23 protein-coding genes are annotated in these 24,266 nt (G+C 61.0%); 9 read left to right on the top strand and 14 right to left on the bottom strand.

What is annotated here, in order from left to right; all coding sequences use genetic code 11:
* Positions 1-64: 64 nt before the first annotated feature.
* Both WLQ66_RS13790 and rarD read left to right on the top strand, forming a co-directional pair.
* Positions 65-2,515, top strand: coding sequence for a GcvT family protein (locus tag WLQ66_RS13790; RefSeq protein WP_340546912.1), 2,451 nt, complete (start codon positions 65-67; stop codon positions 2,513-2,515).
* A gap of 181 nt (positions 2,516-2,696) precedes the next feature.
* Positions 2,697-3,590: an EamA family transporter RarD gene (gene rarD / locus WLQ66_RS13785; protein ID WP_340546911.1), complete on the top strand. Its 894-nt coding sequence runs from the start codon at positions 2,697-2,699 to the stop codon at positions 3,588-3,590.
* Here the strand turns inward: rarD and WLQ66_RS13780 are convergent.
* Entirely contained in the window at positions 3,551-4,270 is a 720-nt protein-coding gene (locus WLQ66_RS13780) for an SGNH/GDSL hydrolase family protein (RefSeq protein WP_340546910.1), read from the bottom strand. The genes rarD and WLQ66_RS13780 overlap by 40 nt on opposite strands.
* A gap of 44 nt (positions 4,271-4,314) precedes the next feature.
* The gene (locus tag WLQ66_RS13775; protein ID WP_340546909.1) at positions 4,315-4,728 is read right to left on the bottom strand and encodes a nuclear transport factor 2 family protein; all 414 of its coding nucleotides are present in this window, start codon (positions 4,726-4,728) and stop codon (positions 4,315-4,317) included.
* Positions 4,729-4,860: 132 nt separating this feature from the next.
* Between WLQ66_RS13775 and WLQ66_RS13770 the strand changes: the two genes are divergently transcribed.
* A complete protein-coding gene (locus WLQ66_RS13770; RefSeq protein ID WP_340546908.1) occupies positions 4,861-5,514 on the top strand; it encodes an RluA family pseudouridine synthase in 654 nt (217 codons plus the stop codon).
* Between the two features lie 12 nt (positions 5,515-5,526).
* Here the strand turns inward: WLQ66_RS13770 and WLQ66_RS13765 are convergent, their stop codons facing one another.
* A complete protein-coding gene (locus WLQ66_RS13765) occupies positions 5,527-6,384 on the bottom strand; it encodes an alpha-1,2-fucosyltransferase (RefSeq protein WP_340546907.1) in 858 nt (285 codons plus the stop codon).
* A 71-nt stretch (positions 6,385-6,455) separates the two neighbouring features.
* Positions 6,456-6,959, bottom strand: coding sequence for a VOC family protein (locus WLQ66_RS13760; protein ID WP_340546906.1), 504 nt, complete (start codon positions 6,957-6,959; stop codon positions 6,456-6,458).
* Between the two features lie 359 nt (positions 6,960-7,318).
* On the opposite strand from WLQ66_RS13760, the gene WLQ66_RS13755 reads away from it, so the two are divergent.
* Positions 7,319-7,777, top strand: a complete 459-nt coding sequence (locus WLQ66_RS13755) for a glyoxalase superfamily protein (protein ID WP_340546905.1) — start codon at positions 7,319-7,321, stop codon at positions 7,775-7,777.
* 122 nt (positions 7,778-7,899) lie between these two features.
* Here WLQ66_RS13755 and WLQ66_RS13750 read toward each other — a convergent pair whose 3' ends face one another.
* Entirely contained in the window at positions 7,900-9,339 is a 1,440-nt protein-coding gene (locus WLQ66_RS13750) for an aldehyde dehydrogenase family protein (protein ID WP_340546904.1), read from the bottom strand.
* A 320-nt stretch (positions 9,340-9,659) separates the two neighbouring features.
* Here WLQ66_RS13750 and WLQ66_RS13745 point away from each other — a divergent pair, with 320 nt between their 5' ends.
* Positions 9,660-10,310, top strand: a complete 651-nt coding sequence (locus WLQ66_RS13745) for a peroxiredoxin (RefSeq protein ID WP_340546903.1) — start codon at positions 9,660-9,662, stop codon at positions 10,308-10,310.
* An 89-nt stretch (positions 10,311-10,399) separates the two neighbouring features.
* Here WLQ66_RS13745 and WLQ66_RS13740 read toward each other — a convergent pair whose 3' ends face one another.
* On the bottom strand, positions 10,400-11,116 hold the full coding sequence (locus WLQ66_RS13740; protein ID WP_340546902.1) for a glycosyltransferase family 25 protein: 717 nt from the start codon (positions 11,114-11,116) through the stop codon (positions 10,400-10,402).
* Positions 11,117-11,238: 122 nt separating this feature from the next.
* Positions 11,239-13,377, bottom strand: a complete 2,139-nt coding sequence (gene pnp / locus WLQ66_RS13735; RefSeq protein ID WP_340546901.1) for a polyribonucleotide nucleotidyltransferase — start codon at positions 13,375-13,377, stop codon at positions 11,239-11,241.
* 353 nt (positions 13,378-13,730) lie between these two features.
* Here pnp and WLQ66_RS13730 point away from each other — a divergent pair, with 353 nt between their 5' ends.
* The gene (locus tag WLQ66_RS13730) at positions 13,731-15,347 is read left to right on the top strand and encodes a class I SAM-dependent methyltransferase (protein ID WP_340546900.1); all 1,617 of its coding nucleotides are present in this window, start codon (positions 13,731-13,733) and stop codon (positions 15,345-15,347) included.
* A 98-nt stretch (positions 15,348-15,445) separates the two neighbouring features.
* Here WLQ66_RS13730 and rpsO read toward each other — a convergent pair whose 3' ends face one another.
* The 6 genes from rpsO to rbfA all read right to left on the bottom strand — a co-directional run bounded on the left by rpsO (position 15,446) and on the right by rbfA (position 19,827).
* Entirely contained in the window at positions 15,446-15,715 is a 270-nt protein-coding gene (gene rpsO, locus WLQ66_RS13725) for a 30S ribosomal protein S15 (protein ID WP_340546899.1), read from the bottom strand.
* A gap of 213 nt (positions 15,716-15,928) precedes the next feature.
* On the bottom strand, positions 15,929-16,969 hold the full coding sequence (locus WLQ66_RS13720) for a calcium-binding protein (RefSeq protein WP_340546898.1): 1,041 nt from the start codon (positions 16,967-16,969) through the stop codon (positions 15,929-15,931).
* Between the two features lie 109 nt (positions 16,970-17,078).
* Complete coding sequence (locus WLQ66_RS13715) at positions 17,079-17,597, bottom strand: DUF1643 domain-containing protein (RefSeq protein WP_340546897.1); 519 nt, start codon at positions 17,595-17,597, stop codon at positions 17,079-17,081.
* Between the two features lie 44 nt (positions 17,598-17,641).
* Positions 17,642-18,547: a tRNA pseudouridine(55) synthase TruB gene (truB, locus tag WLQ66_RS13710; protein WP_340546896.1), complete on the bottom strand. Its 906-nt coding sequence runs from the start codon at positions 18,545-18,547 to the stop codon at positions 17,642-17,644.
* 129 nt (positions 18,548-18,676) lie between these two features.
* A complete protein-coding gene (locus tag WLQ66_RS13705) occupies positions 18,677-19,420 on the bottom strand; it encodes a phosphodiester glycosidase family protein (protein ID WP_340547247.1) in 744 nt (247 codons plus the stop codon).
* Positions 19,421-19,431: 11 nt separating this feature from the next.
* Positions 19,432-19,827, bottom strand: coding sequence for a 30S ribosome-binding factor RbfA (gene rbfA / locus WLQ66_RS13700; RefSeq protein WP_340546895.1), 396 nt, complete (start codon positions 19,825-19,827; stop codon positions 19,432-19,434).
* Positions 19,828-19,940: 113 nt separating this feature from the next.
* Here rbfA and dapB point away from each other — a divergent pair, with 113 nt between their 5' ends.
* The gene (gene dapB / locus WLQ66_RS13695) at positions 19,941-20,762 is read left to right on the top strand and encodes a 4-hydroxy-tetrahydrodipicolinate reductase (protein WP_340546894.1); all 822 of its coding nucleotides are present in this window, start codon (positions 19,941-19,943) and stop codon (positions 20,760-20,762) included.
* A gap of 60 nt (positions 20,763-20,822) precedes the next feature.
* Here dapB and WLQ66_RS13690 read toward each other — a convergent pair whose 3' ends face one another.
* Positions 20,823-21,029: a DUF1674 domain-containing protein gene (locus tag WLQ66_RS13690; RefSeq protein WP_340546893.1), complete on the bottom strand. Its 207-nt coding sequence runs from the start codon at positions 21,027-21,029 to the stop codon at positions 20,823-20,825.
* 91 nt (positions 21,030-21,120) lie between these two features.
* On the opposite strand from WLQ66_RS13690, the gene WLQ66_RS13685 reads away from it, so the two are divergent.
* Positions 21,121-22,383 carry an RsmB/NOP family class I SAM-dependent RNA methyltransferase gene (locus tag WLQ66_RS13685; protein WP_340546892.1) on the top strand — a complete coding sequence of 421 codons (1,263 nt, stop codon included), beginning with the start codon at positions 21,121-21,123 and terminating at the stop codon, positions 22,381-22,383.
* Positions 22,384-22,509: 126 nt separating this feature from the next.
* A complete protein-coding gene (locus WLQ66_RS13680; RefSeq protein ID WP_340546891.1) occupies positions 22,510-24,252 on the top strand; it encodes a heparinase II/III family protein in 1,743 nt (580 codons plus the stop codon).
* Positions 24,253-24,266: the final 14 nt, after the last annotated feature.

Raw genomic sequence — 24,266 nt, 5'->3', positions numbered from 1 at the left:
TTTCATACATTTCCTGTCGCCTATCTGTGGCAGGGTCTGATCAAACGAGATCAGGAGACACAAGATGAGCGATCTTCCCAACAAGGCCCGTGTTGTCATTATCGGCGGCGGCGTGATCGGCTGCTCGGTAGCTTATCACCTGACCAAGCTCGGCTGGAAGGATGTGGTGCTGCTGGAGCGTAAGCAGCTGACCTCCGGCACCACATGGCATGCCGCGGGGCTGATCGGCCAACTGCGCGCGTCCTCCAACATGACCAAACTCGCCCGCTATTCGGCCGAGCTCTATTTGGGGCTTGAGGCAGAAACCGGAGTCGCGACGGGTATGCGTCAGGTGGGGTCGGTGTCCGCTGCCCTGACCCATGAGCGGCTTGAGGAGCTCTACCGCAACGCCGCCATGGCGCGCGCCTTTGGCGTGCCGGTGGAGGAGCTGTCGCCCAAGGAGGTGAAGGAGCGCTACGAGCACATCAATCTGGACGGCGTGACCGGCGGCGTCTGGCTGCCGACCGACGGGCAGGCGGATCCGGCCAACATCGCGCTGGCCCTGGCCAAGGGCGCCCGCCAGCGCGGCGCGCTGGTCAAGGAGCGCATCAAGGTCACCGGCATCTCCAAACAGGGCCGCCGCGTCACCGGTGTGGACTGGGTTAGCGACGATGGCGGGGCGCAGGGCCATATTGAATGCGACATGGTGGTGAACTGCGCCGGCATGTGGGGGCATGAGGTTGGCCGCATGGCAGGCGTCAACGTTCCGCTGCATGCCTGCGAGCACTTCTACATTGTCACTGAAGGTATCGAAGGCCTGACCCAGATGCCGGTGCTGCGGGTGCCGGATGAATGCGCCTACTACAAGGAAGATGCAGGGAAAATCCTGCTCGGTGCCTTCGAACCCAATGCCAAGCCCTGGGCAATGAACGGCATCCCCGACAGCTTCGAATTCGACCAGCTGCCGGAGGACTTCGATCATTTCGAACCGATCCTGGAGGCCGCCTGCAACCGGATGCCGATGCTGGCGGAGGCAGGTATCCACACCTTCTTCAACGGCCCGGAATCATTCACCCCGGATGACGCCTACCACCTGGGCCTGGCGCCCGAGATGGACAACTTCTGGGTCGCCGCAGGCTTCAACTCGATCGGCATCCAGTCCGCAGGCGGCGCCGGCATGGCGCTGGCGCAGTGGATGGAAGACGGCCAGAAGCCGTTTGACCTCGGCGATGTGGACATCTCCCGGATGCACCCGTTCCAGGGCAACAAGCATTACCTGTTCGAACGCTCGAAAGAGACCCTGGGCCTGCTCTATGCGGACCATTTCCCCTACCGCCAGAAGGCCACCGCCCGCGGCGTGCGCCGCACCCCGTTCCACTACCACCTCAAGGAACAGGGCGCCGTTTTCGGCGAAATCGGCGGCTGGGAGCGCGCCAACTGGTTTGCCAATGAAGGCCAGGAGCGTGAGTACCAGTACAGCTGGAAGCGTCAGAACTGGTTTGAAAACTCCGCTGCAGAACACCGCGCCGTGAGGGAAAATGTCGGCATGTACGACATGTCCTCCTTCGGCAAGATCCGCGTCGAAGGCCCGGATGCGGAGAAATTCCTGAATTACATCTGCGGCGCCAATGTCTCGGTTCCGGCGGGCAAGATCGTCTACACCCAGTTCCTGAACAGCCGCGGCGGGATCGAGGCGGATGTGACCGTCACCCGCCTGAGCGAGACCGTCTATCTGGTGGTGACCCCGGCGGTGACCCGTCTAGCGGATCAGACCTGGATGATGCGCAACAAGGGCGGTTTCAACGTCGTGCTCACCGATGTCACCGCAGGCGAGGGCGTGCTGGCGGTGATGGGGCCGAATGCCCGCAAGCTGCTGCAGAAGGTCTCCCCCAATGATTTCTCCAACGAGGTGAACCCCTTCGGTACCGCGCAAGAGATCGAACTGGGCATGGGCCTCGCCCGGGTGCACCGGGTCACCTATGTCGGCGAACTGGGCTGGGAGATCTACATCCTGGCGGAAATGTCCGGCCACGCGTTCGAAACCCTCTGGGAGGCGGGCCACGACATGGGGCTTAAGCTTTGCGGCATGCATATGATGGACAGCTGCCGGATCGAGAAGGGCTTCCGCCACTTCGGCCACGACATCACTTGCGAAGACAATGTGATCGATGCAGGGCTTGGCTTTGCGGTTGCCGTCGGCAAGGACGACTTTATCGGCAAGGCCGCGGTGCTGGAGCGCAAGGAGAGCGGCCCCAAGAACCGCATGGTTCAGTTCAAGCTGACCGACCCCGAGCCGCTCTTGTTCCACAATGAGCCGATCATCCGCGACGGCAAATACGTGGGCTATCTCAGCTCCGGTAACTACGGCCACACGCTGGGTGCCGCCATCGGCATGGGCTATGTGCCCTGCGAGGGGGAAAGCGCAGCGGATGTGCTGGGTTCGGTCTATGAGATCGACGTCTGCGGCGTGAAAGTGAAAGCCGAAGCTTCCCTGAAGCCGATGTATGATCCGAAATCGGAGCGGGTGAAGGCATAGGTCACCTCTAAGGATCCCAGGGGGGGGCGAGATCAGCGGGAGAATATGTGCGCAGTTCGCGCACTCTTTCCCCGCCGATCCGATAAGGCCGTCTACCATCGCCGACAGCAGTGTTTTTTGTGCTTCCGCTCTGTCAATTGCGCGCTGAGCTGTCATAAACGCGGCTCAGGGAGATTCCACGATGACCTCATCAGTTGAGAACAAAGACACGCCGCAGGGCCTTGCCTTTGCAGTTTCCGCCTATCTGATGTGGGGATTTCTGCCGATCTATATGAAAGCGCTGGCACATATGCCCGCCGCCGAAGTTGTCGCGCATCGGGTAATCTGGTCGGTGCCCGTGGCGGGTGTGCTACTCATTATCCTGCGTCGAACCCGTGATCTGCGCGCGGCGCTGACCTCGCCCAAGGTCTTGATGATGGGGGCGGTGACAGCGGCGCTGATCTCAGTGAATTGGGGCATCTATGTGTGGTCGATTGCAACTGGGCATGCGCTTGATGCGGCGCTGGGGTATTATATCAACCCGCTGTTCAGCGTTATGTTGGGTGCACTTTTGCTAGGAGAGAGATTGTTGCCGGCACAGCTGGTCGCAATCGGTCTGGCGGCACTGGCGGTGCTGGTGCTTGCCGTTGACGCCGGGCGCCTGCCGTGGGCTGCCATTGGTCTTACTCTCAGCTGGGGGTTCTATGCGTTCTTCAAGAAATCCCTGCCGGTCGGCCCCAATCAGGGTTTCATGCTGGAAGTGCTGATCCTGACGCCTCCGGCGCTGGGATATCTGCTCTATCTTACGGCCTCCGGTGACGCGCATTTCGCGGGAGCGTTCAGTGACACCGCGTTGCTGCTGGGCTGTGGTTTGGTCACAGCGGTGCCGCTGATCACCTACGCCAATGGCGCCAAACTGCTGCGGCTCTCCACCATCGGTATCCTGCAATATATTGCTCCGACGATGATATTTCTGGCAGCGGTGTTCATTTTTGGCGAAGACTTCGGTCGCGCGCGCATGATCGCCTTTCCGATGATCTGGCTGGCGCTGGTGATCTACTCGGTCTCATTGGTGCGGCAGATGCGCCGGGCCTGAGGGGCGGGCCGGGATGTGCAGGACAGTTCCGCGTTGATGGTCTCTGCTAAGGTTTCAGCCCAAAGAGAATAGGCGGCTGCCGACGGATGATAGCCGTCCTGCGCTGCCAGCGCTGGGTCGGGCGCCATCGTGAATGGCAGGTGGATGAGATCGTGATTCCCTGCGGCCAAGTTGGATAGAACCCGGTCCAGCCGCGCCGCGTGGCGACCCAGGACCCAAGCCAGCGGTTGGGGAAGGGCTGGAAAATATGCCATTGGTGGCACTCCTGACAAGACCACGAGCCTGACACCAAACCGGTCCCGCAGGAGCTTGATCAGCGCGCACTGTTCCATGTGAAACCGTCGCCGCCGCGCAAGCCGGGTCACGTCATTGACCCCCAATGCCAGAACCGCAACGTCAAAGGTCTGCGGCGGCAGCGCACGCACCCGCGCCAGAGCATCTGCGCTGCGATGCCCGGTTGTGGCCTCCAGCCGCCAGGTTAGATGCCGACCCTGCGTCAGGCGCGATGTCAGTTGACCGGAGAGCGCATCGTTCTGGCGACCGACACCGACACCAGCAGCTGAGCTGTCGCCGACAATCAACAGCCGTAGCGGCGTGCCCTGTCCCTGTTGGCCGAACCGAGGCCCCGAGGGTTCCGTCAGGTTCAGCGCCCTGCGCCGGACGTTAACTGCCTGCACCACCAGAAGCGGCAGCAGGACAATGCGGGCGATATGATCGATGCCGATCAGCTGAGCGCCTTTTGATATTGCAGAAATCGTGGGTCGGTGGTGACCCGTTCCATGATTGCAGCGCGCAGCACGCCGACGCTTTTATAGGGGCGCATGACTACCTCGAAATGGCTGATCAGGTCGTGCGAATTCAACGTGATCAGGTCAACGCCCACGGCATCGAACTCGCCGATCTTGCACTGGAACTCCAACGCCCAGTCGTTTCCGTTCCCCATGATCCGACGATAGCGAAAGTCACTGAATACCTGACCGACATGACCCAGAATCGCCGCCACTGGTGCGCGACCGGTCCATGTTTTCCAATAGGTCGGGGGCAGGAACTGCACATCCTCCGCCAGGAGATCTGCAATCTGGCTGTCGTCGCCTTTGGCAACAACCTCTTGCAGCCTGTTAATGGTCGGATGTGTCATGCTGCACCTCTCAGAACAGGGAGCCCGCGGTGAGGCAGGGGTTACCGCCACCCTGACGCTCCGCCAGATCCCGGGCAAGCACGACGTAGCGATACCTTGCCCTGCGGGCGCCGGATCGCTAGGGACGCGGGCATGACTGTTTCTAGCGATTATACCCCGCCGACGGATCCATTGGATATCCTGCATCATGACGCGCAGCTATTGGTGGTGAACAAGCCCCATGGTCTGCTGAGCGTACCGGGGCGCGGAGAACACCTTGCGGACTGTCTGCTCACCCGCTTGCAGGCAGTGTTTCCCGAGGCGTTGCTGGTCCATCGACTGGATCGCGACACCTCCGGCGTAATGGTGTTTGCGGTCACTCCGCACGCCCAACGCCATCTCTCGATGCAGTTTGAAAAACGTACCGCAAAGAAAGCCTATATCGCGCGCATCGGTGGCAGGCTAGAGCCGCGCAGCGGGACCGTCGATTTGCCGCTGATCGTCGATTGGCCAAACCGCCCGCGCCAGATGGTCTGCCATGACACTGGCAAGGAGGCGGTGACCGATTGGCGGGTGATAAAATATGAAGAGGCCGCAACACGTGTGCGTCTGACGCCAAAGACAGGTCGCTCGCATCAGTTGCGTGTGCATATGCTCTCGCTCGGACACGCCATTCTGGGCGATCCGCTTTACGCTCAGGGGGCTGCACTGGATCATCCACGCATGATGCTGCACGCAGAAGAGTTGCGTATCAAACATCCCGACAGCGGCGAATCGATGAAGTTCCGCGTCAAGGCGCCGTTCTGATCGCAGCAGTTGCTAGACGCTGATCCGCAGCCAGTCCGGTGGCAGGATATCGGGGTTGTTCAGCTTGGGGTCGCCGAACCATTTTGCCGGTCCTGCAACCCGGCGCTTCGCGTTCTGGTTCAACCAGGCGGCCCACCAGGAGAAGGAGCTGTTGCCAATGATGTTATGCCTGCACAGGCTCATCAGGCGCATGTCCTCGTAGTCGGTTTCCGCGCCATTGAAATCTACCACCACCTTGTCACAGGGGAGGGGGAGGTTGTCCTTGGCCCACTGCGGATCGTCCGAGAAGACATAGACCGTTGGCTGTCCCTCCAGCCCGTCTAGCACCCGTTGCAGCGCGGCTTCGTAATAAGACTGATCGCAAAGCACATGCGCCGCGAGCGTCAGATAATCGCCCCGCCGAACATGCAGCGAGATCGCGTTGCTCTCACTGATCCTGGCCGCCATCTCGGCGTTCTGCTGATTTGAGAAGTCAGGGAAGGTGAAGTCGCGCCTGATCCGTTCGGCGCACCCATTGAAATAGTGCTCGCTCTGCCAATAGCCGTGCAGATAGCTGTCGTCGCCCCAGTGTTCGAAATCTGCATTGTAGCCAAGGCCAGCTTCTCGCCGGAGTTTCGGTCCTGCACCCAGCCCCTGCCCGAGGCTGCGCCATACCGCATAGCGCAGTGGTTCGGTCTGGCGCAGCGGAGGCAATTTGTCCGGCGCTGCCAAATCAAGGTCGAAGACACGTGTCAGGACACCTTCGCCGCGCAGCTCCGCGCCACGGCTGTCCAGCGCCAGCGAGACCCCGAGCCGATCCGCCAGCGCGCGCCCGGCGGCATATTGGAACATCTGGTTGCCCAGTCGGCCGTGCAGGCGGGTGATAATCATCGTCGGTCCCTCGAAGAGCTACAGGGGCGTTCATATGCGTGAAGCAGTGTCGTGACCAGTCCCGCCCTCGCTCATCCGCCGTATCGCGCCTGCCAGTCACCAAGGGCTGCGATGCCGAAATCGGGATCCGGCTGATCCGGCATTGGTGCGAGGATCTCGATTGAATGCCCGTCAGGATCCTTGAAGTAGATCGAGAGCGCCGGCATCCAGCCCAGCACCACCGGCTCATCGGTTGGGCTGCCGTGAAAATCGAGCGGTATGATTCCCGCATCCGTCAACCGGTCACAGATGCCATCCATCGCCGCTAAGGTATTGCGAAACGCCATGTGCAGCCGCAGTCCCATCGGTGCGGATCCACTGGCCCAGAGCCCCAGCATTCCCTGAGACTGACCGCCCACCCAGTAGAATGCGACCTGTCGTTCCGGCAGATGGTGGGCCAGCTGCAAACCCATGGCCCCTCCGTAGAATGTCATCGCACGGTCTAGGTCTTTAACCGTCAGATGCGTCTCATAGATTCCGGTCAGTTCCGTTTCGATATGTGTTTTGCCGGTAGCGTTATCCTGTACATGGATCATCTTAAGGCTCCGCTGAATGGTCAGGTAGCGACAGCCTGCAATCTCAAGTCAGGTTTAGATCAAGCAAAAAATCACAGCCGCGTGGCTTCGCCAGACGGATATCTGATGTCATCTGCTGATGGGGCCGGGGCGTGACAATCAGGCCAGCACCTGTTGTGCAGGCTGCCTTGGGTCTTGACCTTGGCCGATTGAACGGCCTAAGGCTGACGTTAGGGTCGGGGCCCTGCCGCTCGCGGTTGAGAAGACCATGGTGAATCCCCGCGCTGAAACTCCTGTCTTTCGCCCATCCATGTGATGCGCCAATGGCAATGCGGGCCCCATTTATCCGGCGCAACTTGTTGATTGGACAAGAGGCAAGAATGACAAATAGCCAGACAGATCTCCCGCCCATTGGGAGCCTCAAGCAGCAGGCCCGCAATCTGCGCGCTCAGTTGCAGGCACGTAACCACACACTCTCGCATAGCGCCGCGCTTGAGATGGTGGCCCGGCAATATGGCTACAAGGATTGGAACACGATCAGCGCCAAGGCTGACAGGCCACGCCCGGATGTTGCGCAGCAGGCGTTGCAGATCGGGCAGATCCTGAGGGGCAGCTACCTTGGCCAGGCCTTCACAGCCGAGCTGCGAGGGTTGCAGGTGTTTGCTGGCGGCGCCCGACGACGCGTTACCCTGCATCTGGAACAACCGGTCGATGTTGTGAAATTCGACAGTTTCTCAGCGCTGCGCCAGCGGATCACCGGAATCATCGGCTGGGATGGCCGCTCAGCTGAGTGTACCTCCGACGGCCTGCCCCAACTGGTGCTTGAACTGCCCAATTAGAGCCTGTTTTGCACCAGCATGAGGCGCCAGCAAAGCCCTGGTCCCAGCAAAGCCCTGATGCAGGAAAGCAAGGAGCCGCCCTCTGGGGGCGGCTCCTGTTGTTATGACCCTGAAAAATAGGCCTATTCTGCGGCCCAGCCGCCGACGGCTTTGACTTCCAGGAAGTCCTCGATGCCCCAGCTGCCGCCTTCGCGGCCGTTGCCAGATTGCTTCATCCCACCAAAGGGAGATCCGGCGGAGCGGGATTTGCCGTTCATCTCGATCATGCCGGCGCGCAGTTTGCGAGCCATGCGATTGGCACGGGCCGCATCCTGTGTCTGCACATAGTTGGTCAGCCCGTAGGGGGTATCGTTGGCGATTTCGATCGCTTCTTCTTCGGTCTCGAAGGGGATAATCGACAGCACCGGGCCAAAGATCTCTTCGCGGGCGATGGTCATCTGGTTGTTCACATCAGCAAAGACGGTGGGCTTGACATAAAAACCCTGGTTCAGCCCATCAGGACGGCCGGTTCCACCTGCGACAAGGCGAGCGCCTTCGTCGATGCCTTTCTGGATCAGATCCTGGATCTTAGTCCATTGCAGTTCGTTCACAACCGGCCCGATGTGGCGGCCTTCGCTGGAGGCGGGGCCAACCTCCACCTTGCCGGCAACAGCAGCAGCTTCTTCGACAGCTTTGTCATAGATGCTTTTCTGAACCAGCATCCGGCTTGGGGCGTTACAGCTCTGGCCGGTGTTGTTCATCATATGCAGGACACCGCGCTTGACGGCCTTGTCATCGGCATCTTCGAAGATGACGTTGGCGCCTTTGCCACCCAGCTCCAGATGAACTTTTTTCAGCGTGTCGGCTGCGGCCTTGGAAATCGCCGTGCCTGCGCGGGTCGACCCGGTAAAGGACACCATATCCACGTCCGGGTGGCTGGACAGCTGAGTGCCGACACCGGCGCCGTCGCCATTGACCAGATTGAATACGCCCGCAGGGAAACCGGCCGCATCCATCATTTCGGCAAAGATCATTGCATTGAGCGGGCTCTGCTCTGAGGGTTTCAGAACCATGGTGCACCCGGCAATGGCCGCCGCGCCAACTTTGAGCGTGACCTGATTCATCGGCCAGTTCCACGGCGTGATCAGCGCAGCGACACCAACCGCCTCGTGGATGATACGATCATTCGGGGCATGGTCGCCCAGCGGCGCTTCGAAGGAGAACGCCTTGGCCGCCTTGATGAAATTGCGCAGATGCCAGCTGCCAGCGCCTGCCTGCTGGGTGCGGGCCATATCAATTGGCGCCCCCATTTCGATGCTCATTGCCTGCGCCAGATCTTCAGTGCGGCTCTCATAGATCTCGATCAGCTTTTCGACCAGCGCGATGCGCTCTTCTACCGGAGTGGCCATCCAGCCCGGCAGCGCCGCCTTTGCAGCCGCGACGGCAGCATCTGTATCCGCCGCACTGCCAAGCGAGATGACCGCGCAAGGCGCTTCGGTCGATGGGTCGATCACTTCGAAATCATTCGGGGCAGCCGGGGCGACCCATTGGCCGTTGATGTAAAAATCACGTTTCTCGATCATCTGTCGATCTCCCGATTGTCAGGGTGTGACGGGGCGGTGCCCGCTATTGGCGGACACTCTGTCACTGGCGTTTCGGATGAGCAAGGGGGGGAATTCATAATTTGATCAAATTTTGCAGCGGAATAATTTTCGCCACTTTGACCCTATATGGAACGGCGGTATGATGCCCGGCACCAATCCGTGCAGATGTTCCGATGGGGGCAGATTGACGCGTGGGGCGATCTTTTCGTCTGCCTGTCGCCCATCAAGGGTTTAACCTGCGCGCCGAGTGGTTAGGTTACTCACCAGATAGCATTCATTTGACAGCAGAGGAGAGACCCATGGGTTTGCGTATCAATGATGTGGTTCCGGATTTCACCGCAGAAACCGATCAGGGCACCGTCTCGTTTCATGATTGGATCGGCGACAGCTGGGCGATCCTGTTTTCCCACCCCAAGGATTTTACACCGGTTTGCACCACAGAGTTTTCTGCCGTGGCGCAGCTGGCTGATGAATGGGCTGCACGCAACACGAAGGTGATCGGTGTGTCCGTGGATGGTGTCGAAGACCACAAGAAATGGAAAGGCGACATCGAAAGCTACGGCAAAGCTGCGGCAGGCTTTCCGATCATCGCGGATGAAGGTCTGGCTGTCTCCAAGGCTTTCGACATGCTGCCGGCAGAGGCCTATCTGCCTGATGGCCGCACACCCGCAGATAGCGCCACGGTGCGGTCGGTCTTCATCATCGGACCTGACAAGCAGCTGAAGCTGTCGATGACCTACCCGATGACCGTCGGGCGCAATTTTGCGGAGATTCTGCGCGCGCTGGATGGCCTTCAGATGTCCGGCAAAGGTGTAGCAACTCCGGCAAACTGGGTTCCGGGCGAAGATGTCATCATCCCCCCCAGCGTCTCGAACGAGGATGCGAAGGCTAAATTTGGCGAGTTCGAAACGATCTTCCCCTATCTGCGCAAGACCAAAGCGCCAGAGTGATCTGTAGGAAGGCGTAGCGGGGCACGTAAGCGGCCCTGCTGACATGTCGTCATGAACAGGGGCCGTCTGGCCCCTTTTCTATTGCGGGTCTAACCGGGCTTTTGCGATCGCAAGGCGACCTGTGTCCGGTAGAGCGCGCGTTTCAGCTCCCGCGCAAGCTTGCCACCTGCTGGACGGGATTGGATGGTTGATCCGCCCAGGGCCTCGGTCAGCTCAGATGCGCCGTTTGGCCATATGGTATGTACTGGCTGGCGGTGAACCCAGTGCATCTGAAGGAAGGTGTCAACCGGCCGGTCCAGCGTCTCGCTTGCTTCCAGCAATCGGGCGGCGGCGGTCTTGCCCACCACCTGTGCCACGGTTTGCAGTCCGATGCGCCTTGGCAGAAACATGCGCGCCGCGCCTGTTTGCGCTACGACCTGCCGCGCTGACTCGCGCTGTTTGGCAGGCAGGCGGATGAAGTGATCCTTGTCGGCATGGTTGCCGACAAGCGCCATCGCGTCGCGCCAGAGGTTGGGCTCAAACGCCAGATCGTCCTCAACGATCAGTCCGAAATCATCCATGCCTTCCGCGATTTTCTGCCAGCACTTGCGATGGGATAGAAAACATCCGACTTCGCCTGCCCGGAGCGCGAAGGGGTAATGTGGCCGGTGCAGATCCCCATCGCAGAGAGGCACAAGCCCCGCCTGAAGCGCCGCCCGGCCGTTGACCGCCTCGACCACTTCCGGCTGCGGCAGCTGCGCCATCAGACGCGCCACATTGGGCGCGCGTTTCTGATCGTCGGCCATATGAATGATGTAGGATCTCATGGTCCCAGAGGTAGCGATCTTGACCGGTGGTGAAAAGAGGCGAGCAGGAACCAGCTGCCACTGAAACAAAGAAACCCCGCCATCTCTGGCAGGGTTCCGGGTGCTTGGAAAGGGAAGGCAGATTACTCTGCGTCTTCTTTCTTCTCGGCTTTGATTTCTTCGCCGGTTTCCTGATCCACGATTTTCATGGACAGGCGGACCTTGCCGCGATCATCAAAGCCCAGCAGCTTTACTTTCACTTCCTGGCCTTCCTTCAGAACGTCCGAAGGGTGGTTAAGGCGGCGGTTTTCGATCTGGGACACATGCACCAGGCCGTCACGCTTGCCGAAGAAGTTCACGAAGGCGCCGAAGTCGACGATCTTCACAACCTTACCGGTGTAGATGGCGCCTTCTTCCGGCTCTGCCACGATCGAGTGGATCATGTCGTAGGCCTTCTGGATCGCGGTGCCGTCGGCCGATGCGATCTTGATCACGCCGTCGTCGTTGATGTCGACTTTCGCGCCGGAGGTTTCCACGATTTCGCGGATGACCTTACCGCCGGAGCCGATCACTTCACGGATCTTGTCGGTCGGGATCTGCATGGTCTCAATGCGGGGCGCATGGACGGAGAACGCGTTGGTTTCCGACAGTGCCTTGGCCATTTCGCCGAGGATGTGCAGACGGCCGTCTTTGGCCTGATCCAGTGCTTTTTCCATGATCTCAGGCGTGATGCCTGCAACCTTGATGTCCATCTGCAGCGAGGTGATACCGTTCGCAGTACCGGCCACCTTGAAATCCATGTCGCCCAGGTGGTCTTCGTCGCCCAGAATGTCCGACAGGATCGCGTAGGAGCCGTCGTCTTCCAGGATCAGACCCATCGCGACACCGGCAACCGGTGCCTTCAGCGGCACGCCGGCGTCCATCATGGACAGCGAACCACCACAGACCGACGCCATCGAGGAGGAGCCGTTCGATTCGGTGATCTCGGACACCACGCGGATGGTGTATGGGAAATCGGTCGGAGCAGGCAGAACAGCCTGCAGCGCGCGCCATGCCAGTTTGCCGTGGCCGATTTCGCGGCGACCGGGCGAGCCGACACGACCAACTTCACCCACCGAATAGGGAGGGAAGTTATAGTGCAGCAGGAAGTTGGATTTGAAGTTGCCGTGCAGCGCGTCGATGAACTGCTCATCGTCGCCGGTGCCGAGGGTGGTCACGGCCAGGGCCTGGGTTTCACCACGGGTGAACAGGGCCGAACCATGGGTCCGCGGCAGCAAGCCGGTTTCCGATTCGATCGCGCGCACATCGGTGGTCGAGCGACCGTCGATCCGCTTGCCGGTTTTTACGACGTCGCCGCGCAGAATGGCTGCTTCCAGCTTCTTCATGGCGGAGCCGAGGTTGGCGTCTTCTAGCTGTTCTTCGGTCAGCGATGCCTTGATCGCCTCACGCGCGGCGGCAACAGCGGCGGTGCGCTCCTGCTTGTCGGTGATCGCAAATGCAGCGCGCATCTGCTCTTCGCCTGCGGCTTTCACTGCGGCGAACAGCTCCGAATAGTCAGCAGGCTGGAAATCGAACGGCTCTTTGGCCGCGTCTTCCGCCAAGGAGATGATCAGGTCGATCACCGGCTGGATCTGTTCGTGAGCGAATTTCACCGCACCCAGCATCTCTGCTTCGGTCAGTTCGTAGGCTTCGGATTCAACCATCATCACGGCGTCTTTGGTGCCGGCGACAACCAGATCCAGACGCTGATCAGGGTTCAGGCGCAGATCCTGCATGTCGTCAACGGTCGGGTTCAGGACGTACTCGCCGCCCTCAAAGCCAACGCGCGCAGCCGCAATCGGACCCATGAAGGGTGCGCCGGACAGGGTCAGCGCTGCGGAGGCCGCGATCATCGCAACCATGTCGGGATCGTTGACCAGATCGTGGCTCAGCACGGTGCACATCACCAGGACTTCATTTTTGAAGCCGGGGACGAACAACGGGCGGATCGGACGGTCGATCAGACGCGCGGTCAGGGTTTCTTTTTCGGTCGGGCGTGCTTCACGCTTGAAAAACCCGCCGGGGACCTTGCCCGCAGCGTAGTATTTTTCCTGATAGTGAACCGTCAGGGGGAAGAAGTCCTGACCCGGCTTCTGCTGGCGGGCAAAAGTGACGTTTGCCATGACCGAGGTTTCGCCCAGGGTGGCAATCACTGTGCCATCGGCCTGACGGGCAACCTTGCCGGTCTCCAGTGTGAGCGTCTCTTCGCCCCACTGCATTGATTTCTTTGTAACGTTAAACATTCAGCTTATCCTAGCTGGGAGCACTCCCGGGCGTATCCCGGGTCTCCCGTTTGATGTGGCGGCCCCATTGCCGCCGACCCCTCTCTATCTTTCTTTCGACTGCCGGGGTCTTGGCAGCACGTCTCAGATAGGCCGCCCTTACAGGATTTTTCCACAGATTGAAAGAGCAAGCGCCAGGAGCCGTCGCAGCCTGTGCCCCGTTTGTCGGCATCGTTCGTGTCGATCCTCCGCTATCTGGGCGTGGTTGGTGAATTGCGGCCTGCGTTAACCGGATCCTCAGCGTTTTTATGGAAAATTTGCGCAATCCAGAAGGGTAAGACGACGTCGACCCCAACACTTAGAACAGGTGCTGAATGAACGATTGGACTTCCGGCTATGTCGCCGAACTCGACTATACGCACGACTTTTTTCACGAGATGACGCCCTCCCGCCTTGCCTTCAGCGCCGTGTCTCGGGGACATCGGCATGGGCTGGACAGCGATGAACTGACCTATTGTGAGCTGGGCTGTGGTCAGGGCTTCACAGCCAATCTTCTGGCCGCAGCCAATCCGCATATCGATGTCCACGCGATGGACTTCAACCCGGCCCATATCGCCGGTGCCAATCGCCTGGCCGCGGAAGCAGGACTGGCAAACGCCCACTTCTACGAAAGATCCTTTGAGGATTTTGAAGAAGAGGCGGAGCTGCCAAATACCTTTGACGTCATTGCGCTTCACGGTGTCTACAGCTGGATTTCGCGAGAGAACCAACAACGGATCACCGGGTTCATCTCCCGTCGTCTGAAACCCGGTGGGTTGGTCTATATCAGTTACAACACGCAGCCGGGCTGGGCGCCATCTATGCCGCTGCGCAGGATTCTGACCGATCGCGCCGCGCAGGGCAGCGGTCCGTTGGAGCAACGTATAGAAGACGCATTGAATTTTGCCGAGCGGTTGAAACAGGTCGGAGCCGAATTTTTTGTCTCAAACCCCGGCCAGTTGAGACGGCTGAGTGAAATGAAAACCATGCCGCGAAACTATCTGGCGCATGAGTTTTTCAACAAGGACTGGACGCCATTCCACTTTGCCGATGTGGCGGAGGATATGGCGCAGGCCAAACTTGAGTTTCTCGGTGCTGCGAACCCGCTGGATCATGTCGATGACATCTGCTTGAGCAGTCCGCAACGTGCGCTGTTGGCGGAGGAAAGCAATACAAACAGGCGCGAGGGGCTGCGTGATGTTCTGCTGAATGAACAGTTCCGGGCCGATATCTTTTCGCGTGGGCATGTGCCGCATACGGAACGCGGCAGCGTTGGCGCATGGTTTCAGACTGGCTTTGCCCTCGCACGTCACTATGGATCCGGCCCGTTGAAGATCAGCTGGCGCAATGGGGATGTTGCGCTTGAGGCCGGTCAGTATGAACCTGTCCTGAGAGCTTTGGCCGAGGGGCATAAAACAGTTCGGGCGCTGCTGGAGCAGGGCGTGTTTGCCGATATGACCTGGGGCGAGATCACGCGGCTGCTGACGATCCTGACGGGGGCGGGTCATATCGTTCCCTGTCTGCCTTCAGAAGGCTATGCGGATCGCGCGGCGCAGTGCCAAGCATTTAACCTTGCAGTGTGCAAAAATGCTGAAGACAGCGAAAGACTGGGCTTCCTGGCCTCTCCTGTCACCGGTGGGGGGGTCGCGGTGGATCGCATGGAACAGCTGTTCCTCCTGGGCCAAAGCGAAGGGCAAACGGCGCCCAATGACTGGGCCGAATTTGCGTGGCAGATCCTTGGGCCGCAGGGGCAGCGGTTGGAGCAGGACGGGCGCGTTCTGACCCAGCCTGAGGAAAACCTGGCGGTCTTGCGCGCCCGGGCTCATGCCTTTGCCGCGCGCCGACTGGGCATTCTTACCGGGCTTGGCGTGAGCTTGATTGCCGCCGATCCGTTACTGTCTGACGCCGTTGCGCCAAAGGCTGCGCTATCAGGGCGCAGCACGGCGGCCTAGTGACCGGGCAATTGTATAATCGGCCTGTGTCTCAAACACGAAAAACGCCCGCTTCCGATAGGAGCGGGCGTTGAATTTCAACCGTCTGGTCGTCGCTATTAGCGACGGATGCCCAGGCGTTTGATGAGGTCCTGATAGCGGGCCACGTCTTTGCCTTTGGTGTAGTCCAGCAGCTTACGGCGCTGAGCAACCATCTTCAGAAGGCCACGACGACCGTGGTTGTCCTTCTTGTGGGTTTTGAAGTGCTCGGTCAGGGTGTTGATGCGCGAGGTCAGGATTGCAACCTGGACTTCCGGGGAACCGGTGTCGCCTTCTTTGGTTGCGAATTCTTTCATCAGGCGGGCTTTTTCTTCAGCAGTGATCGACATCGGGGTCTCCTTTGAAGGTTTGTGTGAATGGCGCAGGCCGGGATGTCGTCCAGCACAGGCCCATGGAGGCGTCTCAGGCTCGGCCGCCTTCCGCAGAAAGCGGCATAACCATTGAACAGGTCGCGCCTATACGCAGATTCTCGGGAAATAGCAAAAGGTTTCGGTCGGGTGTGGGCCGGGGATGGGCGTCGGGGCTAAATGAACGGCACCTGATCAGCCGAGTGTCAGCCCGCTGCTGGCGCTGTTGGTGGCCAATACGCCAAACCGGAGCGCGGCATCCTGATCGACGACCAGAATGTCCGATGCCGACAATTGTTCTGGCCCGGTGACGCGCAGCGCCTCGATCCCGTCAATGGTCACGATATGCTCACCCGGTGCATCCGGGTTGCTGGTGACTTCCACGGTGGGCGCCTCTGGGCCGAATTGATCCCAGATCACAACCAGTTGATCCTCATCGACGTTGAAATCCGACATGTCGATGGCGGCAGTGGGATCAGCCTCGTTACCGTCGCTGACTGCGCTCGCGTGGAACTCACCTGCTGCAAAAATGAGGTGGTCGGCCCCATCCCCTGTCGAAACGATATCACCGGCGCCCGCCAAAATCGTGTCATCCCCGTCGCCACCGTTGAGATAATCCGTGGTCATGCCATCGTCGCTGCCGATCAGGCGATCATTGCCGGTGCCACCAAACAGCGTATCCTTGCCCAGGCCACCAGTCAGGTGATCGTCGCCATCGTTGCCATGTAGCGCGTCTCGCCCGTCCGCCCCGGTCAGCGTGTCATTGCCCTGGCCGCCATGGGCCACGTCATCGCCATCACCACCATCGAGCTGGTCATGACCGAAATGGCCAAACAGCGTGTCGTTGCCGCTGTCTCCGCTCAGACTGTCGTCCCCGCCCTCTCCGTGCAACAGATCGTCACCGTGATGCGCCTCAAGCGTGTCGTCACCCTCGCCACCGTAAAGGCTGTCGTCGCCCTCACCGCCCTGGACGGTGTCATCTCCATCGCGGCCGTTCAGCTGATCGTTGCCGCCCAGCCCCTGCAGGTCGTCATCCTGATCGCTGCCGCCGAGCTGGTCGCTGTCCTCTGTGCCGGCCTTCACGAAATCATCAAGTGAAACCATATCGGTTGCTGTGTCATCGGTCGCCCCGTCATTGTCTGCAGACCCTGTCTCAGAGGCGTCTGGATCATCGCCGCCCTCGTCAATCAACAAGATACCACCGACGGCGGCGACTCCCAAAATTGCAGCCAGCATCAACATTCCGGCGACCCCTCATGACAACACGCGGAACACCCGCATTATCAAAGTCGCACACGTATTGGTTGAATATCAAAGCAATTCAGAAGCGATGGTTAGCGAGGCCTTACCCGATCAAGGGCAGCCAGCGTTCCGGCTGCTGGGTATAGCGGATGTAAAGCGGGTGCTTTGGGTGGCCGGCCTTGCTCAATCCCAGGTGAAACAGCGGTTTACCGGTTTCGGCGAGAGCACCAGCAACCCTGACCCCTTGCTGGCGAAACGCGCCATGGGTGCCCCAGGCGCAGATAACCTGATCCGCCCAGCCTGCGCCGTCCAGGATCATCGCCAGATTGTCAGGACCGACCGGGTCCGCCGCCCGTTTCATGTCACGTGGATCGGTGGCCCGAAAGGCAAAGATATTGGCTGCGCGGAACCCGCCAAACCCAAGGGCTCGCGCGCGCCGCTCGCAGCGTTCAATAGTGGGGTCATTCTGCACTTCCGTCGCGGTTGACGGGTTGAGCATGACAAACATCACACGCGGTCCCGCCGGGTCCCAGACACGGCTGAGACTATAGCGGTAGTGCTCACAGTCGGAATAGACCGCGCTGGAGGGGGCATCGCCCTTGGTGTGGCTGCGGTGGATCATGCTTTCCTGAGGTGGCGGGCGTCCGGGCCTGTGTCAACCGTGGTTCAGCGTACGAACACACGGCTGGGGTGTAGCTCGCCGGATTTGTAATGACCAACTGCGACCGCAAGCCCATCCAGCGAGGCCCAAGCCTCTTCCCCGTATCCCACATCAGAGGCAAGCACCATTCCGGGATTGCCATTGCGCAGTTTCGCCGCGCCTTCGGGAGTACAGGTCAGCTGCGGCAGATCCGCGAGACCTTCCTCCAGCGGGCGCAGAAACCCATCCAGATCCGGGGATTTGGCCATCTCATCCAGAGTTTCCAGGCTGATGCCATCCTCGGCATCAAACGGCCCGGACCAGATACGGCGCAGACATTTCACATGGCCATGACATCCAAGTGCCGCGCCCAGATCCCGCGCGATCGACCGGACATAGCCGCCCTTGCCACAGGTCATCTCAAGCACGACATGGTCCGCATCCGGCCGGTCCACCAGGATCAGCTCCTCCACCCAGAGCGGGCGAGCTGCGAGCTCGATATCCTCGCCGTCGCGGGCGAGTTTGTAGGCGCGCTGGCCGTCCACCTTCACGGCTGAGAACTTCGGCGGCACCTGCATGATATCACCTAGGAATTGCGGCAGGGCCGCAATGATATCTTCGTCGCTCGGGCGGGTGTCGCTGCTGGCGATTACCTCGCCTTCGGCATCATCGGTATTGGTCGCCTGACCAAGCCGCACGGTAAAGGTATATGCCTTAAGTGCGTCGGTGATATAGGGCACGGTCTTGGTCGCTTCACCTAGGGCCACCGCCAGGACGCCGGTCGCCTCGGGATCGAGCGTGCCGGCATGGCCCGCCTTCTTGGCGTCAAAGGCCCAGCGGACCTTGTTCACAACCGCAGTGGACGTCAGCCCCGCGGGCTTGTCGACCACCAGCCAGCCGGAAATATCGCGCCCTTTGCGTTTGCGTCCCATGTCATACCCCAATGTCATCGTCGGTGAGAGAGGCGCGCGGGGTAGCCCAGCTGTCAGGGCCTGTCAATCGCGCGCAGCTCCGAAATCCACCCGCGTGGGGCCCGGTTTGCGTCGGCGCCCTGTACGGTCTCAGTTCGTGGTCGCGTCCGGCTGCGTCCTGTCGGCCACGACGCCAACCACCGGCCCCATCATGAAGCCGGCATCACTCCGGTTGATCTGGGGCGCGTGCAGCCGTGAAATATTGCCGTCGAAATACAGCGCGCTCGGCAGGCCCAGGTGGTCTCGGAACAGGCTGCCGAACTGGTGAAAGGTGACAGCGTTACGCGAAATCGCAAAAACCACCCGCTGCCCGTCGGCACTGGTCCCGACCCCATTGCGAATGAAATATGAGGTCGAGTCCGGTAGAAACCGCGGATGCAGCGCACCTTCAATCACCAGCATCGGGCCCGATTGCGTGGCATAGCGGCATTGCGGGCCGGTTTTGGCAAAGGTCAGCGTTTCGATCACATCCGTGCGGGTTTCGCCGATGCACAGCACGCCATTTGGCAGCAGACCAAAATTTCCGGGGCCGGGCGTGGTGACCAGCCGCATCTCTTCGGCATCGCCGTCCTGATACAATCCAACCGGCGAGCGATCGCGGTGGTACATGCCTGCATTGGTGGCAAAGGGCAGCGTCTGCCCCTTGGCCTCCAGCTCGCTTTCGATTGTAGAGAAATGCCCGTAGATCTCGCCTGCATCATTCTTCAGAAACAGGCGTAGTTCGTCTTTCGTCACATCGACGTCGCAGATCGTGTAGCGGTTGCCGTCATAGGCGATGTCGCGGCAGTCCACTGCCGCAGCAGGCGCTGCCCAAAAGGCCAGCGCCACACCCATCGCCCAGCGAATCACTCGCCCGTGTCGCGGCGCACCGCGTCCTGCGACAGCATCCTGCGGGTGTCATCCATCCGGTCAAAGGTGTCGTCCAGCTGAAACCGCAGTTCCGGCGTGAACTTCAGCGCCAGCTTCTTGCCGATGATCCGGCGCAGTTCACCCTTGTTGCGGGCCATCAGCTTGAGCGTTTCCTCCTGCCCCTTGCCGCCCAGTGGCAGCACATAGGCGGTCGCAATACGAAGATCGGGTGAGGTGCGGACCTCGCCGACGGTGATCGACAGCCGGTTCAGTTCGGGATCATGCAGGTCGCCGCGCGCAAAGATCTCGGACAGGGCGCGGCGAATCAATTCGCCGACGCGGAGCTGACGTTGTGAGGGCCCGGTGCCCTCGTGGAGTTTGTTCTTAGCCATATATCCGATTTATGCCGAAAGCAGGGCTTTGCCAAGCGCAGCACAAGCGGTTAGGACAAAACCTGCACGAAACAGATCATCCGCGATCCAGCGCACAGACGAGGACCCCTGACATGGCAGATAGCAGCACGGACACACCCGGCATCGTGATCACCGGTGCCTCTGGTCGGATGGGCCAGATGCTGATCCGCACCATCATGGAGCACCCTGGCGCGCGTCTCGTTGGCGCGGTTGAGCGTGAGGGGCATGACTGGATCGGCCAGGACGTGGGCCTTGCCATGGGCGGGGCCGAGATCGGCGTCACGGTGACGGATGATGCGCTCGCAGCTTTTGCCAGGGCGCAGGCGGTGATTGATTTCACCAGCCCCGAGGCGACGATTGCCTTTGCCGAACTGGCGGCGCAGGCCCGAGCGGTCCATGTCATTGGCACCACAGGGATGAGCGATGCGCAGATTGCGCAGTTGGAACCGGCCTCGCGTCACTCGGTGCAGATGCGCGCCGGCAATATGAGCCTCGGCGTAAACCTGCTGGTACAGCTCACCAAGAAAGTCGCTGCCGCGCTCGACGAGGATTTCGATATCGAAGTGATCGAGGCCCACCATCACCATAAGGTCGACGCGCCATCGGGTACGGCCCTTATGCTGGGGGAGGCCGCCGCCGAGGGGCGCGGTGTGACGCTGGCGGATGTGACCGACAGCGGGCGCGACGGCATCACCGGCGCGCGCAAGCGCGGCGACATCGGCTTCAGCGCGATCCGGGGTGGCGATATCGTTGGCGAACACGACGTGTTGTTTGCCGGTCAGGGCGAGCGCATTGTTCTGCGCCATCTGGCAACCGATCGCGCGATCTTCGCCCGCGGCGCCATCAAAGCTGCGCTTTGGGGGCAGGACAAACAGCCGGGCCAATATGACATGCTCGACGTTCTGGGTCTCTGAGCTTCAGCGCCGTCAGGGCGGATAACCCTAGAAACAGGCCCGATCTCGGTCTGTCAGGCGTCAGAAATCGATGGCGATGCCCTTCTTTTCCCAGTCGCCGTAGCGCGCGGGATCGGGGCCGTCCCGACCGCCAAGTTCAACCGGGCGCTTGGCGGCTTCGGCCTCAGCAGCCTTGCGCCGCTCCGCAGCCTCGGCCAGCGCGCGCTGCGCGGCGGGGGGCAGCGGCTGGGCTGCTACTTGGGTCTTGGATTTATTAGCGTCACTCATGCCGGCTTCCCTTGTTGTCGTTCTATGATATACGCCCGCGTCCGGCGTCGACAACCCATCGCGCCGCTGCCCCTATTGTCAGGAGACCCGCATGTCCAATGCAAGCCAAGCCCGCCGCCGTGCCATTCACCTGCTGGATCAGGTGCTGGGAGAGGGCAGGCTGTTGTCGGAATGCTACGCAGCGGGTGCGCTGGATAAACTGCCGGCAGAGGAACGCGCGCGCAGCCAGCGCCTGGCAACAGATACGTTGCGCAATCTCGAGCGTGCCGACCGCATCCTGCAGAAACACTTGAAAAAATCGACACCACTCACCGTGCACAACGCGCTGCGCATCGGCACGGTTGAGTTATGCCAGGGCGGCGCGGCGCATGGGGTGGTGAATGATATGGTGGGGATCATTTCTGGCCATCGTCGCCACGGAAAACTGAAGGGGCTGGTCAACGCGGTCTTGCGCAAGGTGGCAGAGCAGGGGTCGGCTGAATGGGCCAAGCTGCGGGTGCCACGCCTGCCGAAATGGCTGCGCAGCCCGCTGTCGCAGGCCTGGGGTGCTCCCGCGATGCTTGCGATCGAGGCTGCGCATCTGGCGGGCGCGCCGCTGGATCTGACCGCCAAACCGGGCGCCGACCTGTCTGCGCTGGACGCCACGAGGCTGCCGACAGGATCCTATCGCATCCACGGGTCCGTGCAGGTTTCTGGTCTGCCAGGGTTCGAGGCAGGCGACTGGTGGGTTCAGGATGCCGCCGCAGCGTTGCCGGTGCAGCTGCTGGCCGCCCAGCCCGGCGAATCGGTGCTTGATCTCTGCGCGGCGCCGGGTGGCAAGACCATGCAGATAGCCGCGGCTGGCGCCACGGTGACCGCCGTCGACCAATCCGCAGGCCGCATGGCACGGCTTTCGGAAAATCTCGCCCGGACCGGGCTGACCGCTACGGTGGTTGTCGGCGATGCCTTGGAGCAGACCGGTGCATATGATGCGGTACTGCTGGATGCACCTTGTTCGGCCACCGGTACGATCCGCCGCCATCCAGATCTGCCCCATGCCAAGGACGGCAGCAGCTTTGGTGCGCTGATTGAGTTGCAGGCACAGATGCTTGCCCATGCCTGGAGCCTCGTGAAACCCGGTGGACGGTTGATCTATTGCACCTGTTCGCTCCTGCCGGATGAGGGCGAATGCCAGGTAGAGGATGCCTTGGAAATGTTTCCCGACATGTCGGTTGGCACTCGACTGCAACAGCTGGACGGGATCGCCGCTGACTGGATCACCGAAGAAGGCGGCTTGCGCCTGCGCCCGGATTACTGGCCCGAGTTGGGCGGCATGGATGGGTTTTACATGGCGGAGCTGCGCAAGGCCGACTGAGACCGGCAACCCCTTGCCGATACTGCCCTGAGGTATCTGCCGCATTATCGGTGACTTGCCCGGTAACCGCCGCTATGCTCGGCGCAAAACGCCCCGGAAAATTTCTCTGGCGTGAGGCAAGAGAGCATGTCCCGATACGATAGAATGGCGCGGCGCGGCACCCGCCTTTTGAACCGCTATTATGCAAGGCGCGCCCGTCGGCAGCCCGGTGCCACGGCCTTTGTGTCGCAGCCTGAGCCGCGCACCATTGGCAGTTTTGCCCGTGGGCGTCAGCTGGTGGCGGGCAATCTTCTGTTTGCAGGCTATCTCGTCGAATCGCCCACGACCGGTCTTTGGGATGTTGTGGCACCTGACCTCGCCTTTGATGCGGAACGCCACGGGTTTGCCTGGCTGGATGATCTGGCCGCTGTCGGTGATTTTCGCGCCCGCGAAAAAGCGCAGCTCTGGGTCTGGGGCTGGATCGAGGCTCACGGCAATGGCACCGGACCGGGCTGGTCGCCGGATCTGACCGGCCGCCGCGTGATCCGCTGGATCAATCATGCACTGTTTCTGCTAGCTGCGCGTGATGCAAAACAATCCGAGGCATTCTTTGGCGCTCTGTCCCGCCAGACGTGGTTCCTGTCGCGGCGCTGGCAGGGGGCCTCACCCGGATTGCCACGTTTTGAAGCGTTGACCGGGCTGATCTATGCCGGTCTGGCACTCAAGGGGCACGAAGATCAGGTCGATCCGGCCCTGAAAGCCCTCGCCGAGGAATGCGCCAGCCAGATCGACGATCAGGGCGGGCTGCCGACCCGTAACCCGGAGGAACTGCTGGAAGTCTTCACCCTGCTCACCTGGGCTGCCGCGGCGCTGCAGGATGTCGGACGCGGGGTTCCACCAGCACAGGTCGCAGCAATTGAACGGATTGCACCGACCCTGCGTACTTTGCGCCACGCCGATGGCGGACTGGCGCGCTTTCACGGCGGCGGGCGCGGGCTTGAGGGACGGCTCGATCATGCGCTGGCAGCGAGCCATGTCACCAAGCGCCATGCCGACGGGCTTGCAATGGGCTATGCCCGGCTCTCCGGGCGGCGCACCTCTGTCATCATTGACGCCTCTGTGCCGCCCAAGGGGCGCGCCTCATGGAACGGTCATGCCTCCACGCTGGCATTCGAACTGACCTCAGGCCGCCGCCCGCTGATCGTGAACTGCGGCTCTGGCGAAACCTTTGGCGTAGAATGGCGCCGTGCCGGGCGCGCCACGCCGTCGCATTCGACGCTGTGCATCGAGGGCCACTCAAGCGCCCGTCTCTCCGCTCCGGAACGGGGGAGTGGACATGAGCTGATGACAGAAGTCCCGGATAACGTGCCGCTCGATGTATCGGATCTGGAAGATGGCTATCGGTTCCAGGGTGGGCACAACGGATATGAGCGTCATTTCGGCCTGACCCACGCGCGCACATTGGAGCTCGCCATGGATGGCCGTGGCCTTGCGGGCGAGGACATGTTGCTGGCGCTGGACACGACGAACAAACGACGCTTTGACAAGGCGATGGATGCCCATTCCCTGAGCGGCATCGGCTTTGAGATCCGCCTGCATCTTCACCCCGACGTGGACGCAGCCCTTGACTTGGGGGGCGCAGCAGTATCCATGGCGCTCAAGAGCGGGGAGATCTGGGTGTTCCGTCATGATGGGACCTGCGAATTGAAGCTGGAGCCCAGCGTGTACCTGGAAAAGACCCGCTTGAAGCCGCGTGCGGCAAAACAGATCGTTCTCTCCGGGCGGGCAATGAATTATGCCACGCGCATCCGGTGGACGCTCAGTAAGGCGCAGGAGACTGCCGTTGCCGTGCGAGACCTGAACCGGGACGACCCCGCGTTAACCGACTGAGCCTGAAAAGGACC

It is taken from the genome of Phaeobacter sp. A36a-5a (genome assembly GCF_037911135.1).
GTDB lineage: Bacteria > Pseudomonadota > Alphaproteobacteria > Rhodobacterales > Rhodobacteraceae > Phaeobacter > Phaeobacter bryozoorum.
The sequence above is the reverse complement of the archived record's forward strand: the minus strand, read 5'-3'. Positions and strand labels throughout refer to the sequence as shown.